This is a genomic window from Arthrobacter zhangbolii (genome assembly GCF_022869865.1).
GTDB lineage: Bacteria > Actinomycetota > Actinomycetes > Actinomycetales > Micrococcaceae > Arthrobacter_B > Arthrobacter_B zhangbolii.
On the sequence record NZ_CP094984.1, the window covers coordinates 1,602,474 to 1,616,203 of the forward strand.

Below are 13,730 nucleotides of genomic sequence, written 5' to 3' on the forward strand. Positions count from 1 at the left end.
GACATGACTGAACCAGCATTGGCACACGCTACCGAATATGGACGGATGTACTCGCGGTCGCTTTCCGAACCGCCCACGGTGCCCTCCATAACTACGGTGATTGCCCAGGGCTCCACGTCCCTGGACGGCTGGCACAGCTACATGGCAGCCACCGCCGTCGTGAAGGATCCCAAGCTGAGCGCCGCCCTGGGAAACCCGTCCGCGCTGCGCAGCGTCGTAAAGGACGCATCGTCGGCGTCCGAACGCTACCGCGACGCCGCCGCGGAACGGGGAACGCGCGTCCACTTCTATGCGGAGCAGGTGGCACTGCGCGCACTGGACCGGCCGCATGAACTCGAACGTGCCCGCGAGGACCTGGCTGCCCGCGGTGAACACCAGTTCGCGGACCGGTTCGATGAATGGTGGAAGCTCTACGAAGTCCAGCCCATTGCCCCGGAGATCACCGTCTGGAATGCCGAGGTCGGTTACGCCGGCACCCTGGACCTGGTGGCCCGGATTGGCGGCCGGCTGTGCCTGATCGACTACAAAACCAAAAAAACGGACCGCGACGGACAGGTGAAGCCGCTCGATGACAAAGTGGTCATGCAGCTGGTTGCCGGGATGAAGGCCCAGGAATCCCTGGTCGACGCAGGTGCCGGGACCTGGGAACCGTGGGCCTACGGGCAGGAGCCGCTGCTGCTCGGCGTCGCCGTCGGGCAGACCGAGGTACGGCCCATGCGCGCCAACCCTGCTGTCCTGCCGCAGCACTGGTACAAGTTCTGCGCCCTGCGCCGGGTCTGGCAGACCAGCATGGACGCAGTGTCTGCGGGCCGGGCACTGCTGCCCGTGCCGCCGCCTCCGGTGGGTGCCCATGCCGCTCCGGGATCTGAGACCCCCATCCAGCCGCCAGCCGTCCCGGTGAGCGGCGGAGCCAACTAGACTGGATTCGATCCCAAGCAGCAACAGTAAGGAACGAACACCCGATGGCCATCCTCACTATCCGCACCCTCGGCGACCCGGTTCTGCGGACCCGGGCCGAAGACGTCACCGAGTTCGGGCCCGAACTGGCCAAGCTGGTAGCGGACATGGAGGAGACCATGGAGGACGTCGACGGCGCCGGGCTGGCGGCCCCGCAGGTCGGCGTCAGCCTCCGGGTTTTCACCTATCGGATTGACGGTCAGTCCGGCCACGTGGTGAACCCGGTGCTGGAACTAAGCGAGGACCGCCAGGAGGACCACCTCGAGGGCTGCCTGTCCATCCCCGGACTCGGCTACACGACACCGCGCTTCCGCTGGGCCCGCGTCACGGGGGTAGACCTGCACGGCAACCCGATCAGCATTGAGGGCGAAGGCATGCTCGCGCGCTGTTTCCAGCATGAAACCGACCACCTGAACGGTTCGCTCTATATTGACCGGCTCGAAGGCGAGGACCGCAAGGCCGCGCTGCGTGCCATCCGCCAACGCGAGTATGACGCGGTTGCCGCCCGCACCGTCAGCGAGCGGGCGCAGAGCGTGGGCTCCAGCTTCGGCTCGTTCGGCGGCGGTTCCTTCGGCGCCCGCAACAAGGCAGGGGCCTAGTCCGCGTGGCGCTTCGAGTTCTTTTTGCCGGTACCCCCTCGGTTGCCGTTCCGTCCCTGGACGCCCTCGTTCGCGCCGGGTTCGACGTCGTCGGCGTCCTGACCCGTCCCGATGCTCCGCTGGGCCGGAAGAAGGTCTTAACCCCGTCACCGGTGGCGGCCCGCGCCGAGGAACTGGGATTTCCCGTGATCCGAGCAGCCAAAGTCGACGATGAAGCCATTACCGCCATCGCCGCCCTGGCGCCCGACGTCGCCGCGATCGTGGCGTACGGCGCACTGGTTCCGGCCCGTGCCCTCACCGTCCCGAAGCACGGCTGGATCAACCTGCACTTCTCCCTGCTGCCCGCCTGGCGAGGTGCAGCTCCGGTGCAGCATGCGGTCATTGCCGGCGACGATGTCACCGGTGCCTCCACATTCCTGCTGGAGGCGGGGCTGGATACCGGTCCCGTCTACGGCACGCTGACCGAAACCGTACAGCCCGATGACACCAGCGGGGACCTGCTGGAACGGCTCTCGCATTCCGGTGCCGTGCTGCTGACCCAGACGCTCAGCGCCGTGGAATCCGGTGCCGCGGTGGCCGTACCCCAGCAGGGCGAGGTGTCTCTGGCCCCCAAGCTCACCATCGAGGATGCCCGGGTGGACTGGACCCAGCCCGCCCTGGCCATCCGCCGCCGTATCAACGGGGTCACCCCCGAGCCCGGTGCCTGGACCTCATGGGACGGCGCCCGGTTCAAGATCGGCGCCGCAGCCCTGCGCCCGGACATCACCGACCTGCGCCCCGGCCAGGTCCGCTTCAGCGGAGGCGGCAGCGCAGCCGCACTGGTGGGCACCGGCTCCCATGCCCTGGAACTGCTGCGCGTGCAGCCTGCCGGCAAGAAAATGATGCCGGGGGCCGACTGGGCCCGCGGCCTCGCCAACCGTGAGGACGTGGTCTTCGAATGACCTCCCAGCCCGAAAAGAAACGCAACGAAAAGGGCCACGAACGCCGCCGCGCCGCCGTGAAAACCCGCACCGCCGTTGCTCCCGGCCAGCGCACCCGCGCGGCCGATCCCGCCCGCCTGGTGGCGTTCGAGGTGCTCCGCGCCGTCTCCGGCGAGGACGCGTACGCCAACCTGGTGCTGCCCAAGAGCATCCGCAAACACCGGCTGGATAAGCGCGACGCCGGCTTCGCCACGGAACTGGCCTACGGTGCGCTGCGCGGCCAGGGCACCTATGACGCCATCCTGGCCAAGTGCGTGGACCGTCCCCTGGAGCGTCTGGACCCGGCGGTGCTGGATGCGCTGCGGATCGGTGCGCACCAGCTGCTGGCCATGCGCGTGCCCGCCCACGCGGCCCTGGACCAGACCGTGGGCCTGGCCCGCGCCGTCATCGGGGCCGGACCCTCGGCGCTGATCAATGCAGTGCTGCGCAAGGTTTCGGCCCGCAGCCTGGAGGACTGGGTGGAGATCCTCACCGCCGGGGAAACCGATGCGGTTAAGCGTGCCGCCATTGAGCACAGCCATCCCGAATGGATTGTCCGCGCACTGCGGCAGTCCCTGGTGGCCCACGGCCGCAGTGTCGAGGAAATCACCGACCTGCTCCGCGCCGACAACGACGCACCCGTGGTGAACCTGGTGGCGCTGCCCGGTCTGGGTGATCTGGACGAAGCCAGGAAAGCCGGTGCAACCGACGGTGAACTGGTGAAGGATTCCGCACTGTTCGCGGCCGGCGACGTCGGCCGGCTGGACTCCGTGCGCGCCGGCACCACCCGGGTGCAGGACGCCGGTTCGCAGCTGGTGGCCCGTGCCCTGGCTGAAGTGGAGCTGGACGGGTCCTCCATCGATGAGGACGGCGTGGAAAAGTGGCTGGACATGTGCGCCGGTCCCGGCGGGAAGGCCACGCTGCTGGCCGCACTGGCCCATGAGCAGGGCGCCGTGCTGCTGGCCAACGAGCCGGCTCCGCACCGGGCCCAGCTGGTCCGCCAAGCCCTGGACGCGGTCCCCGGGGAAACCTGGAACGTTCGCACCGGCGACGGACGCACCATTGCCGAGGACTATCCGGAGACCTTTGACCGGATCCTCGTGGACGCCCCCTGTACCGGCCTTGGCGCCCTGCGCCGCCGCCCCGAATCGCGCTGGCGCCGCCAGCCCGGCGACGTCGGCGATCTGGGCATCCTGCAGCGCGAACTGCTGACCACCGCCGTTGACGCCGTAAAGCCCGGCGGCGTGGTGGCGTACGTGACGTGCTCGCCGCACCCTGCCGAGACCACCGCCGTCGTCGCCGACGTGCTGCGCAAGCGCAACGACCTGGAGCTGCTGGATGCCGGTGCGGCACTGGATGCGGCCAGCCTGCCCGGTGCGCTGGAGGCCGGACACGAGTCCACCGCCCAGCTGTGGCCGCACATCCACTCCACCGACGCCATGTTCCTGGCGCTCATCCGCCGCAAGATCTGATCCGCCCAACCCACGGAGACCCAAGTGAGCAAGTGCTGCATCAACCCGAGCATCCTCTCGGCAGATTTCGTCAACCTTGAAGCCGAACTGGAGCGGATCAGCGCTGCCGACGCGGTGCACGTAGACGTTATGGACAACCACTTTGTGCCCAACCTGACCATCGGGCTGCCCGTAGTGGAGCGGATCCAGCAGGTCTCCAAGCTGCCGCTGGATGCGCACCTGATGATTTCCGACGCCGACCGGTGGGCTCCGCTCTACGCCGAGGCGGGCCTGGCTTCGGTCACCTTCCATGTGGAGGCCGCGACGGCGCCGATCAAGCTGGCGCGTGACCTGCGGGACCGCGGTGCCAAGGCCGGTATGGCGCTGCGCCCGGCCACTCCGGTGGAGCCGTACCTGGACATGCTCTCCGAGCTGGACATGCTGCTGATCATGACGGTGGAGCCGGGCTTCGGCGGACAGAAGTTCCTGGACGTGACGCTGCCCAAGATCCGCCGGGCCGCCGAAGCGGTCCGCGGGTCCGGGCTGCCGCTGGCGATCCAGGTGGACGGCGGAATTTCTGCCGAGACCATTGAACGGGCCGCGGAAGCCGGCGCGAACGTCTTTGTGGCCGGGTCCGCGGTTTACGGATCGGGTGATCCTAATGACGCTATACGTAAACTCCGCGCGTCCGCGGAAGCGGCTGTGCAAGAATAGTTCCTAACAAACGTGCTCCGGGGTCGGTGTAATTCCGAACCGGCGGTTATAGTCCGCGACCCGCACTGCTGATCCGAGAACCTCGGGGAAGCGGTTCGGTTGAATCGGTGAAATTCCGATACCGACAGTTAAAGTCTGGATGGGAGAAGCACGTGCAGTTTGTTGTTCCGCCGGCTTTGCCAACCCTGCCGCGGGTCCCTTAACCGGGAATCCGCCGGGGTTTCACCGGGTCCGTTAAGGACCCCTGGCTGCCGGCGACGCACCCACTGCCGTACGCCTGTCGTACCCCGCCCCGGAGCAGCAGCTTAGGGATAAAGGACGACATGGATTTTCTGCGGTGGCTCTTTGACGCACAGCTACCGGTGGGCTCAAGCTCGCTGCTGGTGCGCGAACTTCTCGGCAACATCTTCGGACTGCTCAGCGCCCTCGGCGGTATGCGCCGCAAGGTCTGGGCCTGGCCTGTGGGCATCCTGGGCAACTTGCTTTTGCTGACCGTTTTCCTCGGGTCCATCTTCGGCTCGGCCGACACTGCCACCCTGCTGGGCCAGGCCGGACGCCAGATCATGTTCATTGCAGTGTCCATCTACGGCTGGCGGCGCTGGCAGCAGAGCAAAACCAACGGCGACGCCGCCGTGACACCGCAGTGGGCGACCGGCCGGCAGCGGATCGGCCTGGTCACGGTGATGCTGCTGGGCACCGTGGCACTGACCCCGGTCTTCGCCCGGCTGGGGTCCTACGAACCCGTGTGGGCCGACGCCTGGACCTTCGTTGGCTCGCTGCTTGCCACGTACGGCATGGCCAAGGGCTGGGTGGAATTCTGGCTGATCTGGGTGGCCGTGGACATTGTCGGCGTCCCGCTGCTCTTCAGCGCCGGCTACTACGCCACCGCCTTTATGTACCTCTTCTACGGCTGCTTCACCCTCGCCGGGTTCTTTGTCTGGTGGAAGGCGAAGAAGAATGAAAAACCGCAGGTGGAAGTCCTAATGCCGGACATCCGGACCCGCTGACCATGCCTGCTGATCCCTTCACCCCGGGTGAAGTCTCCGCGATGGACAGGGCACTTGACCTGGCCGCCAGAGGAGTGCGGGGCGCGAACCCGCTGGTCGGCGCGGTGATTCTCGACGCCGACGGCGCGACCCTCGCCACCGGGTACCACCGCGGCGCCGGCACACCGCATGCCGAAGCCGATGCCCTGGCCAACGCCCGCGCAGCCGGCGCGGACGTCACCGGCGCCACCATGGTGGTGACCCTGGAACCGTGCAACCACACCGGCCGTACCGGACCCTGCTCCCAGGCGATCATCAACGCCGGGCTGGGCCGGGTGGTGTTTGCCGTAGGAGATCCCAACGATGCCGCTGCCGGGGGAGCCGCGGCCCTGCGGGCCGCAGGAATCGACGTAGCCTCGGGGCTGGGTGCCGGGCCGGCAGCGGAGCTGAACGCCCGCTGGACCGCGGCCACCGCGGAACGCCGCCCCTTCATCACGCTGAAGCTGGCCTCCAGCCTGGACGGCCGGATTGCCGCGGAGGACGGCAGCAGCCAATGGATCACCGGCCCCGAGGCGCGCCGGGACGGGCAGCGGCTCCGCGCCCGGGTGGACGCCATCCTGGCAGGCACCGGCACGGTCATCGCAGACAACCCGCGTCTGACCGCCCGGGACGCAGACGGCGGTGAGTCCCGGCGACAGCCGCTGCGCGTCGTCGTCGGACGCCGCCAGATTCCTGAGGATGCTGCGGTACGCGGCAGCGACGGACGGTTCCTGCAGCTGGCCGGGCATGATCCGGCCGGTGTCGCCGCCGACCTGTACGGCCGCGGCGTGCGGCACGTGCTGGTGGAAGGCGGCGCCACCGTGGCCGGCGCTTTCCTGCAGGCCGGGCTGGTGGACGAACTGGTGGTGTACACCGCTCCGCTGCTACTCGGTGCGGGCACCGGCTCCGTGACCGGCCTCGGTGTCCACACACTGGCTGACGCTTCACGCTGGCGGTGGGATCACGCCGCAGGCGGTGCCACCGCAATGGTCGGGGATGACCTGCGGCTGCGGCTGGAACCGGAACCTGCTTTGATACGAAACAACGCAAAGGACGCATGAATGTTTACCGGCATAGTTGCTGAACAGGGCAGCGTGGTTTCCCTGGCACCGAACACTGACGGCGACGGTGCCGTCCTGGTGATTACCGCCCCCGAAACCGGCAGGGGCCTGGAGCCGGGCGGCTCGATTGCCGTCAACGGAGTCTGCCTCACCGCCACCGACATCCGCGACGGAGCGGTCAGCGTGGACGTTATGGGTGAAACCCTCACCCGCACCACCACCGGCGACCTGGCGCCCGGTGCCACGGTCAACCTGGAACGCTGTGTCCCTGCCGGCGGGCGCCTGGACGGTCATGTGGTCCAGGGCCATGTGGATGGTGTCGGCCGGTTGCTCGAACGCGAAAACCTGGGCAGCTGGGACCGGCTGCGGTTCAGTGTCCCTGCCGACCTGGCGAAGTACATTGCCGAGAAAGGGTCCATCGCCGTGGACGGCGTGTCCCTGACCGTCACCGCTGTCAGTCCCGCCGGCGCGGAGGAGCAGTGGTTCGAGGTGGGCCTGATTCCCACCACACTGGCCGAAACGGGTTTGGGGAAACTGCGGGCCGGGGGACGGGTGAACCTGGAAGTGGATGTGTTGGCCAAGTACGCCGAACGCCTGCTGTCCTTCGCAAATCCCCGCAAACCGGCGCACTCTGCCGCTGAAACCGGGCACGGCATGCAGGAGACGTCATGAGCGCACCCGCCACGCACATTGTGCTGAACCCCGTGACTGAGGCCGTGGAAGCCATCGCTGCCGGCCGCGCCGTCGTGGTGGTGGACGATGCCGACCGCGAGAACGAAGGAGACATCATCTTCGCCGCGCAGCACGCCACTCCCGAACTGATGGGCTGGACCGTTAGGTACAGTTCCGGCGTCGTGTGCGTGCCGCTGCCCGGCAGCTATGCGGACCGGCTGGACCTGCCGCCCATGACGGTGGTGAACCAGGATGCAAAGGGCACCGCCTACACAGTCTCCTGCGATGCCGCCGAGGGCACCACTACCGGCATCAGCGCCTCCGACCGTGCCCGCACCGCCCGGGTGCTCTCGGACCCCGCCGCAACGCCCGCCCAGCTGCACCGGCCCGGACACATTTTTCCGCTGCGTGCCGCCGACGGCGGTGTGCGCGAACGCCGCGGGCATACCGAAGCTGCCGTGGAACTCGCGGAGCTGGCGGGATGCACTCCGGTGGGCGTGATTGCCGAACTGGTGCACGACGACGGCGACATGATGCGCCTGCCGGCGCTGCGGGACTTCGCGGATGCCCACCGAATCCCGCTGATCTCAATTGAGGACCTGGTGCAGTACGTCCAGCTGAGGAGGGCCGGAGCATGAGTGAAGCCGTAGCCAGTCCGCCCGTCCTGCCCGGCCCCGAGGTCCATCTGCCCACCGCGTTCGGGGACTTCACCGCCACCGCGTGGACGGACACGCGTACCGGCGTCGAGCACATGACCCTCTCCGCACCCGGGACCGAAACTGAACGCGCCGGCACTCTGGGCGAGGGTGCACCGCTGGTCCGGCTGCATTCGGAATGCCTCACCGGAGACGTCTTTGGCTCCTACCGTTGCGACTGTGGTGAACAGCTGGAACAGGCCATGGAACTGATTGCACTGTACGGCGGAACCATCGTGTACCTGCGCGGCCAGGAAGGCCGCGGAATCGGCCTGGCCAACAAGCTGCGGGCCTACGCCTTGCAGGAAGCCGGTGCGGACACGGTAGAGGCGAACGAGCAGCTCGGCCTGCCGGTGGATGCCCGCGACTACCAGGCCGCCGCTGACATCCTGCACCAGCTGGGCCTGCACCGGATCCGGCTGCTGACCAACAACCCGGCCAAACAGGACTGGATGCGTCGCTTTGATATTGAGGTGGAGGCCATGGTGCCTTCCGAAGTGCCCATCCGTGCCGAGAACGAGCGGTACCTGCAGACCAAGCGGGACCGGATGGACCATCACCTGACCCTGCTGCGCACCAAGCCGGTGCAGCAAAGCTGAACCACTTTCCCTAACTAAGGAGCATCATCACATGAGCGGACACGGCGCACCTGCCACTGACCTCAGCGGTATCCGGCTGGCCGGAGTACCGGTGAAGCTGGCCATTGTGGCTGCCAGCTGGCATACCGAAATCATGGACGGGCTTATTGCCGGCGCCCTGCGTGCTGCCGAGGAGGCCGGGTTGCGGCCGAAGCTGATCCGGGTTCCCGGCAGCTTCGAGCTTCCGGTTGCCGCTGCCCGGCTGGCACCGCACTATGATGCTGTGGTGGCTCTCGGCGTCGTCATCCGGGGCGGGACCCCGCACTTTGATTACGTCTGCTCGGCGGCGACCACCGGCCTGACCGATGTCAGCGTGTCTACCGGAACGCCTGTAGGTTTTGGAGTGCTGACTTGCGACACGGAGCAGCAGGGTTTGGACCGTGCCGGGCTGCCGGGCTCGTCCGAGGACAAGGGCTATGAGGCAACGGCGGCTGCGGTGCTGACCGTGGCCGAGCTGCGCGGCGCCGGGGTGTAAACCATGAGCGGGATTACCGTCCGGCCGTTGGCTGGCAGCGATGTGGCTGACGCGCTGGAGATTCTTGTGGACGTTTTTGTAGCCGATCCCAGCTGGCAGCGTGTGTTCCGTGGCCGACGGATCCGTCCGGCGCTGACGCGCTACTACCGGCGCTGTCTCCAGGACCTGGTTCCGGCTGGCAACGCCGACGGCGCCTGGGATGCCAGGCGGTTGGTGGGAGTGGCGTTGTGGTATCCGCCGGGGCAGCGTCCCGGCGGGCTGATCGGCCGGATCACCCGGTTGTTTTCCCGTCGTCAGCGGGAGCATCTTCGTGGATGGCTTCTGGAAGGTATTGCGGTGGCTCCGGACGGGCGGGGACAGGGAACCGGAGGAAAACTGCTCACGCACCGGTTGGCCGGTTGCACTGATGTGGTCCATCTTGAGGCGACTACCGAGGCCAGTGCCCGGCTGTATGCCCGGTTCGGTTTTGTTGCCGAGCCGGGGCAAGGCGAAGGGGATCGCGAAGGGGATCGGGTGCGGGACCGCGTGCGGGATCGCGTGGGTGACCGGGTGCGGGACCGCGGACGGGATCGCGTGGGTGACCGGGTGCGGGACCGCGGACGGGATCGCGTGGGTGACCGCGGCGCAGAGCATGGGGGAGCGCCCGGGGCAGAACACACGGGGGACCTCTGGATGACGCGGCTTCCTGCGGCACCGTAACGGCGGGCGAGGCTGCGACCTCTGGATGACGCGGCTTCCTCCGGCACCGTAACGGCGCACCTGCGAGACTGGTCCTTCACGCATCACGTCTTCTCCAGGCATCACAAGGTTGGAGCGCTCCGGAGCTATGCGGACCCGTTGCTGTCGGGCTGCGGAGCCGAGCCGCTCCGTGGAAGCCGTGGGTCGGGATGCCGTGCATCAGGAAAGGGGAAATACCATCGGCGCAATGGATGACATGCTCGGGCCTAAAGAGGTTACGGAGCTGTACAACGTACTGAGTGCTGCAGCTGCGGGTAATGTGCCGGGGGCCGACCTTGGCTCTGTCCTTGCAACGCGTGACCGGTTGGATCCCTTATCGCTTCGCGGCCGGACTGACCTGGTTGCCGGAGCCCTGGTCCGGGCCCTGGGTTCATATTCGGCGGCTGCTTCAGTATTTCGTGCGGCTCTGGCCGACCCGGCGTTTAAGGGGTGGGCGCTCTGGCCGGTTACTGAGGCTGCTGTGTCTTTAGCGCTGGAATCCGGCGGTGAGGCTGAGTTTGATGACGCTCTGGCCCTGCTGGCGGAGCTGACACCTCGGCTGACCAGCGAATTCGCTATTCGGCGCCTGCTCCAGGCCAGGCCGGACCGCGCGCTGGCGATCATCCAGGAGTGGACCTGGCATCCGGATCAGCACGTTCGAAGGTTGGCGAGTGAGGGGACCAGGCCATATCTGCCCTGGGCCGTTCGGGTGCCGCAGCTAATGGGCCGGCCGGAAGCTACGCTGCCGATTCTTGATGCCTTGCACAATGACCCCGAGGACTACGTTCGCCGCTCGGTGGCCAACCATGCCAACGATCTGGCGCGGCATGCTCCCGACATGGTGCTTGCGATGGCAGGGCAGTGGCAGCAGACCGGTACTTCGGAAAGCACATGGGTGGTACGACATGCTCTGCGGACGCTGGTGAAAAAGGGCAATCCCGGGGCACTGGCGCTGATGGGTTTCGCTCCGGCGCAGGTCAGCGTCACGGACCTGCATGCCGAGGGCGGGATGCTCACGCTTCCTGCGAAGCTGGCGTTCGGATTCCTTCTCACCAATATGGGAGATGCTCCGGTGAAGTTGGCGGTGGATTATGCCGTGCACTTTGTGAAGGCTCGGGGGTCCACTGCGGAGAAAGTCTTTAAGCTGGCCACCGTGGAACTGGCACCGGGGGAGTCGCGGAAACTCTCCGGCAGGCACGCCTTCCGGCAGATGACCACGAGGCGGCACTATGCGGGGTTGCATGCTTTGGAGTTGCAGATCAACGGTGTCCGGCACGGGCGCCTGGAGTTTGAGGTCCGTGTCTAAAGCCCGAGGCGAATGAGAGGGCGGGGTCTCTTGCAGGGAACAGCGTTATTGGAACGAGCCGCAGCACGGACCGAGGAGTTGCCGGGTGCCGGACTGGTGCATCCCTTCGGGCCGGACTGGGAAGTGTTTAAGGTTCGGGGAAAGGTCTTTATGCTGCTTACGGAAACCACCGGAACCCCGATGGTGATCCTGAAAGCGGCGCCCGATGATGGGCGGACACTCCAAGAGGCCTATGAGCACGTCACGCCCGGCTACCACATGAATAAGAAGCACTGGATCACGCTGACTCCGGGAAGGGACATCGATGCAGGTTTGGTGGATGATCTGGTGACGGAGTCCTACCTGTTGGTTGTCGAAAAGCTGCCCAGAGACATCCGGCCTGTAGACCCGGGGCGGTTCGGCAAATAGCAGCCGGCGGGTCGGCGCGTGGGGCTACTGATTCGTCAATTGCTGGAAGAGCGGTATGGTGTCCAGCCCGAATGAGGACTGCGAATGAGGTGTTGAACGGGCTGGTGTCCTTCGGGACGAACCTCGTCAGAACGGGGGTACCTCTTCCGGTCCTGGGACGGAGCGTGCGTTTGGATCCGCGTCCGCCAGTTCCAGGAAGGGCTCGGTCCGGTAGACCCGGCCGGTGGGCGAGGTCCATTCCAACACCCCCGGCGAAGGTTGGCAGGCCTTCCAATAACCCAGCGTTTTGAACCGGTGATGCCGTCGGCACAGGTGAGCCAGGTTCGAATGCTCGGTGTTCCCGCCCTTGGCCCAGTCTTTGGTGTGGTCAATCTCGGTCACCCCGGTACTGACCCTGCAGCCGGGGAACCGGCAGGTCCCGTCCCGTGCCCGTAACCAGCGGGCGAGCCCGGCGGGGACTTTCCGGCGCCTGCCCACACCCAGGATCTCTCCGGTGTGCGGATCCCGGACAAGTCCGGTCCAGCGGGTAGCGTTGCGGGCCAGCCGGCGGGCGGCTTCGGCACTGATGGGTCCGTAGCCGTGGAGTTCGGCGGGTTCCTCGTTAGCGCCGAAGAGGGTTTCAGCGCTGATCAGCACCATGATCTCGGCGCGCGGGATGCTGCCAATATCGTCCGGATCGGTGAGCCCGGCACCGGTTTTATCCGCGTGCCCAACACCTTCGACCGCGTGGCCCCCACCACCGGCTGCGTCCGCGGGACCCCCGTGATCGGTAGTGTCGGGGTACCTGCCACCGTCGATCGTGCGCGTGCGACCTCCGCTGTCAGCCGTCCCCTTGCGACCCCGGTGGCCTGTGTTGCCCGCGGCACCGCTGCGGGCTGATCCCATGCCGCCCATGAGCAGTTGGGCGAGGATGTCGGCACGCAACTGGTCCCTGGTCCGGGGATCCCCGGCCAGCTGTTCTCCCTGGGCGGAGGTGCTCAGGGCGGTGTAGATCTGCTGGGCTTCCGGTGCCGGCAAAAGGGCCGAGAGCCAGGACATGCCGTCCTCAACCGGATCCAGGGTGACCTTCCGTTTCTCGAAGGCGCTTTGGTGCCGAGCAGGAATGGTTTGCGGATATTTATTCTCCCGCAGTCTGCGGGCTTTGGCGGAGAACTGTGCCCGGGTCTGTCCTGTGGCAGCGGCCAGCAGGTCCGCTTCAAGTTCCGGCAGGTCAGCGGCGGGAACGTTCTCGCACTGGTCCAGAAGGACCTGCGCATGCCCGTAACTGAGCTTTCCCTCTTCCAGCGCGGTGAGGGTCGCGGCGTGCGGACCGCAGAGGCTGCCGGCCTCGTCCATCAGCCGCTGTGCCGTCATTTGCGGGACTCTCAGGATGGCCGCACACTCTGCGGAGGCGAGGCTGAACGCCATACCCGGTTCCAGCCGGCCGGTGGCGTCATGGTAGCTGTCCCGGAAGATCTCCTGCATGCGGTTCATCAGCCGGGCCTGCTGGGCCTGCGCCCAGGAGATCAGATGTCCCATCCGGCCCAAGGCTTCGCCCGTGGTTACTTCGTCGAAGGACTCAAGATTCGCCAGGGCCAGGGTTCCGGTAAATCCGTCCGGATAACCGTTGCCTGAGCATTCCGCATTGCCGGGGGCGCCCGCGGGACTGGTGGAAGCAGAGGCACTGGCTGTACGCGTGGAACTTGCCGCGGGCATGGCATCTGAAGCTAAGGGACTGGCTGCACGCATGGGACTCGCGGCGGGCACGGCGTCCGCGGACCGTGCGACAGCTTCGCCTGCAGGGTCGGCACGATATACCGCAAGGCTCGGAGACACGACAGACGGTTTCGAAGGCGCATCCGGACCGCCGGCTGCCCCTTCCCGTGGAAGGTCTTCGCCGGCCGGTATTCCGGTTCCGCACCCGGTATTCCCGTCCTGATCCATGCTTTCAGCATTTCATCCGGCACTGACATTTCAGAGCCAAAAACAGGCGCAAAACGGCACCCCGTAAAACTCGAAATACCCGTCTTTTGGGGCCAAACTACCTATCCGCGCTAGCCCCTGAAACATGTTC

General features: G+C 66.8%; 15 protein-coding genes and 1 riboswitch. Of the genes, 14 read left to right on the forward strand and 1 reads right to left on the reverse strand.

Translation table 11 applies throughout. From position 1 onward, the window contains the following. Positions 1 to 3 precede the first annotated feature (3 nt). The 14 genes from MUK71_RS07450 to MUK71_RS07515 all read left to right on the forward strand — a co-directional run bounded on the left by MUK71_RS07450 (position 4) and on the right by MUK71_RS07515 (position 11,677). Entirely contained in the window at positions 4 to 918 is a 915-nt protein-coding gene (locus tag MUK71_RS07450) for a PD-(D/E)XK nuclease family protein (RefSeq protein ID WP_227902130.1), read from the forward strand. Between the two features lie 44 nt (positions 919 to 962). Continuing rightward, a complete protein-coding gene (gene def / locus MUK71_RS07455; RefSeq protein WP_227902129.1) occupies positions 963 to 1,556 on the forward strand; it encodes a peptide deformylase in 594 nt (197 codons plus the stop codon). A 5-nt stretch (positions 1,557 to 1,561) separates the two neighbouring features. After that, entirely contained in the window at positions 1,562 to 2,497 is a 936-nt protein-coding gene (fmt, locus tag MUK71_RS07460; protein WP_227927952.1) for a methionyl-tRNA formyltransferase, read from the forward strand. After that, entirely contained in the window at positions 2,494 to 3,987 is a 1,494-nt protein-coding gene (locus MUK71_RS07465; protein ID WP_227927951.1) for an RsmB/NOP family class I SAM-dependent RNA methyltransferase, read from the forward strand. Before fmt ends, MUK71_RS07465 begins: the two co-directional genes overlap by 4 nt. Positions 3,988 to 4,011: 24 nt before the next feature. Continuing rightward, positions 4,012 to 4,680, forward strand: a complete 669-nt coding sequence (gene rpe, locus MUK71_RS07470) for a ribulose-phosphate 3-epimerase (RefSeq protein WP_227927950.1) — start codon at positions 4,012 to 4,014, stop codon at positions 4,678 to 4,680. 9 nt (positions 4,681 to 4,689) lie between these two features. Continuing rightward, positions 4,690 to 4,835, forward strand: a riboswitch (FMN riboswitch). A 168-nt stretch (positions 4,836 to 5,003) separates the two neighbouring features. Beyond that, entirely contained in the window at positions 5,004 to 5,687 is a 684-nt protein-coding gene (gene pnuC, locus MUK71_RS07475; RefSeq protein ID WP_227927949.1) for a nicotinamide riboside transporter PnuC, read from the forward strand. Between the two features lie 2 nt (positions 5,688 to 5,689). Further along, on the forward strand, positions 5,690 to 6,766 hold the full coding sequence (gene ribD, locus MUK71_RS07480) for a bifunctional diaminohydroxyphosphoribosylaminopyrimidine deaminase/5-amino-6-(5-phosphoribosylamino)uracil reductase RibD (RefSeq protein ID WP_227927948.1): 1,077 nt from the start codon (positions 5,690 to 5,692) through the stop codon (positions 6,764 to 6,766). Continuing rightward, positions 6,767 to 7,438 carry a riboflavin synthase gene (locus MUK71_RS07485; RefSeq protein ID WP_227927947.1) on the forward strand — a complete coding sequence of 224 codons (672 nt, stop codon included), beginning with the start codon at positions 6,767 to 6,769 and terminating at the stop codon, positions 7,436 to 7,438. Beyond that, on the forward strand, positions 7,435 to 8,076 hold the full coding sequence (ribB, locus tag MUK71_RS07490) for a 3,4-dihydroxy-2-butanone-4-phosphate synthase (RefSeq protein WP_227927946.1): 642 nt from the start codon (positions 7,435 to 7,437) through the stop codon (positions 8,074 to 8,076). The genes MUK71_RS07485 and ribB overlap by 4 nt, the downstream gene beginning before the upstream one ends. Further along, positions 8,073 to 8,732 carry a GTP cyclohydrolase II gene (ribA, locus tag MUK71_RS07495; protein ID WP_227927945.1) on the forward strand — a complete coding sequence of 220 codons (660 nt, stop codon included), beginning with the start codon at positions 8,073 to 8,075 and terminating at the stop codon, positions 8,730 to 8,732. The genes ribB and ribA overlap by 4 nt, the downstream gene beginning before the upstream one ends. Positions 8,733 to 8,763: 31 nt before the next feature. Next, complete coding sequence (gene ribH, locus MUK71_RS07500; RefSeq protein ID WP_227902120.1) at positions 8,764 to 9,246, forward strand: 6,7-dimethyl-8-ribityllumazine synthase; 483 nt, start codon at positions 8,764 to 8,766, stop codon at positions 9,244 to 9,246. Between the two features lie 3 nt (positions 9,247 to 9,249). Continuing rightward, complete coding sequence (locus tag MUK71_RS07505; RefSeq protein ID WP_227927944.1) at positions 9,250 to 9,945, forward strand: GNAT family N-acetyltransferase; 696 nt, start codon at positions 9,250 to 9,252, stop codon at positions 9,943 to 9,945. A gap of 226 nt (positions 9,946 to 10,171) precedes the next feature. Further along, entirely contained in the window at positions 10,172 to 11,269 is a 1,098-nt protein-coding gene (locus MUK71_RS07510; RefSeq protein WP_227927943.1) for a DNA alkylation repair protein, read from the forward strand. A 48-nt stretch (positions 11,270 to 11,317) separates the two neighbouring features. Further along, positions 11,318 to 11,677: an MmcQ/YjbR family DNA-binding protein gene (locus tag MUK71_RS07515; protein ID WP_423724593.1), complete on the forward strand. Its 360-nt coding sequence runs from the start codon at positions 11,318 to 11,320 to the stop codon at positions 11,675 to 11,677. Between the two features lie 126 nt (positions 11,678 to 11,803). On the opposite strand, the gene MUK71_RS07520 is transcribed toward MUK71_RS07515, so the two are convergent. Further along, positions 11,804 to 13,372, reverse strand: a complete 1,569-nt coding sequence (locus tag MUK71_RS07520) for an HNH endonuclease signature motif containing protein (RefSeq protein ID WP_227927941.1) — start codon at positions 13,370 to 13,372, stop codon at positions 11,804 to 11,806. Positions 13,373 to 13,730: the final 358 nt, after the last annotated feature.

Bases quoted from the DNA above. Each gene is read 5' to 3' on its own strand.
- MUK71_RS07510 (WP_227927943.1), top strand. From the start codon at position 10,172: ATGGATGACATGCTCGGGCCTAAAGAGGTTACGGAGCTGTACAACGTA.
- ribA (WP_227927945.1), top strand. From the start codon at position 8,073: ATGAGTGAAGCCGTAGCCAGTCCGCCCGTCCTGCCCGGCCCCGAGGTC.
- MUK71_RS07450 (WP_227902130.1), top strand. From the start codon at position 4: ATGACTGAACCAGCATTGGCACACGCTACCGAATATGGACGGATGTAC.
- MUK71_RS07485 (WP_227927947.1), top strand. From the start codon at position 6,767: ATGTTTACCGGCATAGTTGCTGAACAGGGCAGCGTGGTTTCCCTGGCA.
- MUK71_RS07505 (WP_227927944.1), top strand. From the start codon at position 9,250: ATGAGCGGGATTACCGTCCGGCCGTTGGCTGGCAGCGATGTGGCTGAC.
- MUK71_RS07465 (WP_227927951.1), top strand. From the start codon at position 2,494: ATGACCTCCCAGCCCGAAAAGAAACGCAACGAAAAGGGCCACGAACGC.
- def (WP_227902129.1), top strand. From the start codon at position 963: ATGGCCATCCTCACTATCCGCACCCTCGGCGACCCGGTTCTGCGGACC.
- ribD (WP_227927948.1), top strand. From the start codon at position 5,690: ATGCCTGCTGATCCCTTCACCCCGGGTGAAGTCTCCGCGATGGACAGG.
- ribB (WP_227927946.1), top strand. From the start codon at position 7,435: ATGAGCGCACCCGCCACGCACATTGTGCTGAACCCCGTGACTGAGGCC.
- MUK71_RS07520 (WP_227927941.1), bottom strand. From the start codon at position 13,372: ATGCCCGCGGCAAGTTCCACGCGTACAGCCAGTGCCTCTGCTTCCACC.
- pnuC (WP_227927949.1), top strand. From the start codon at position 5,004: ATGGATTTTCTGCGGTGGCTCTTTGACGCACAGCTACCGGTGGGCTCA.
- ribH (WP_227902120.1), top strand. From the start codon at position 8,764: ATGAGCGGACACGGCGCACCTGCCACTGACCTCAGCGGTATCCGGCTG.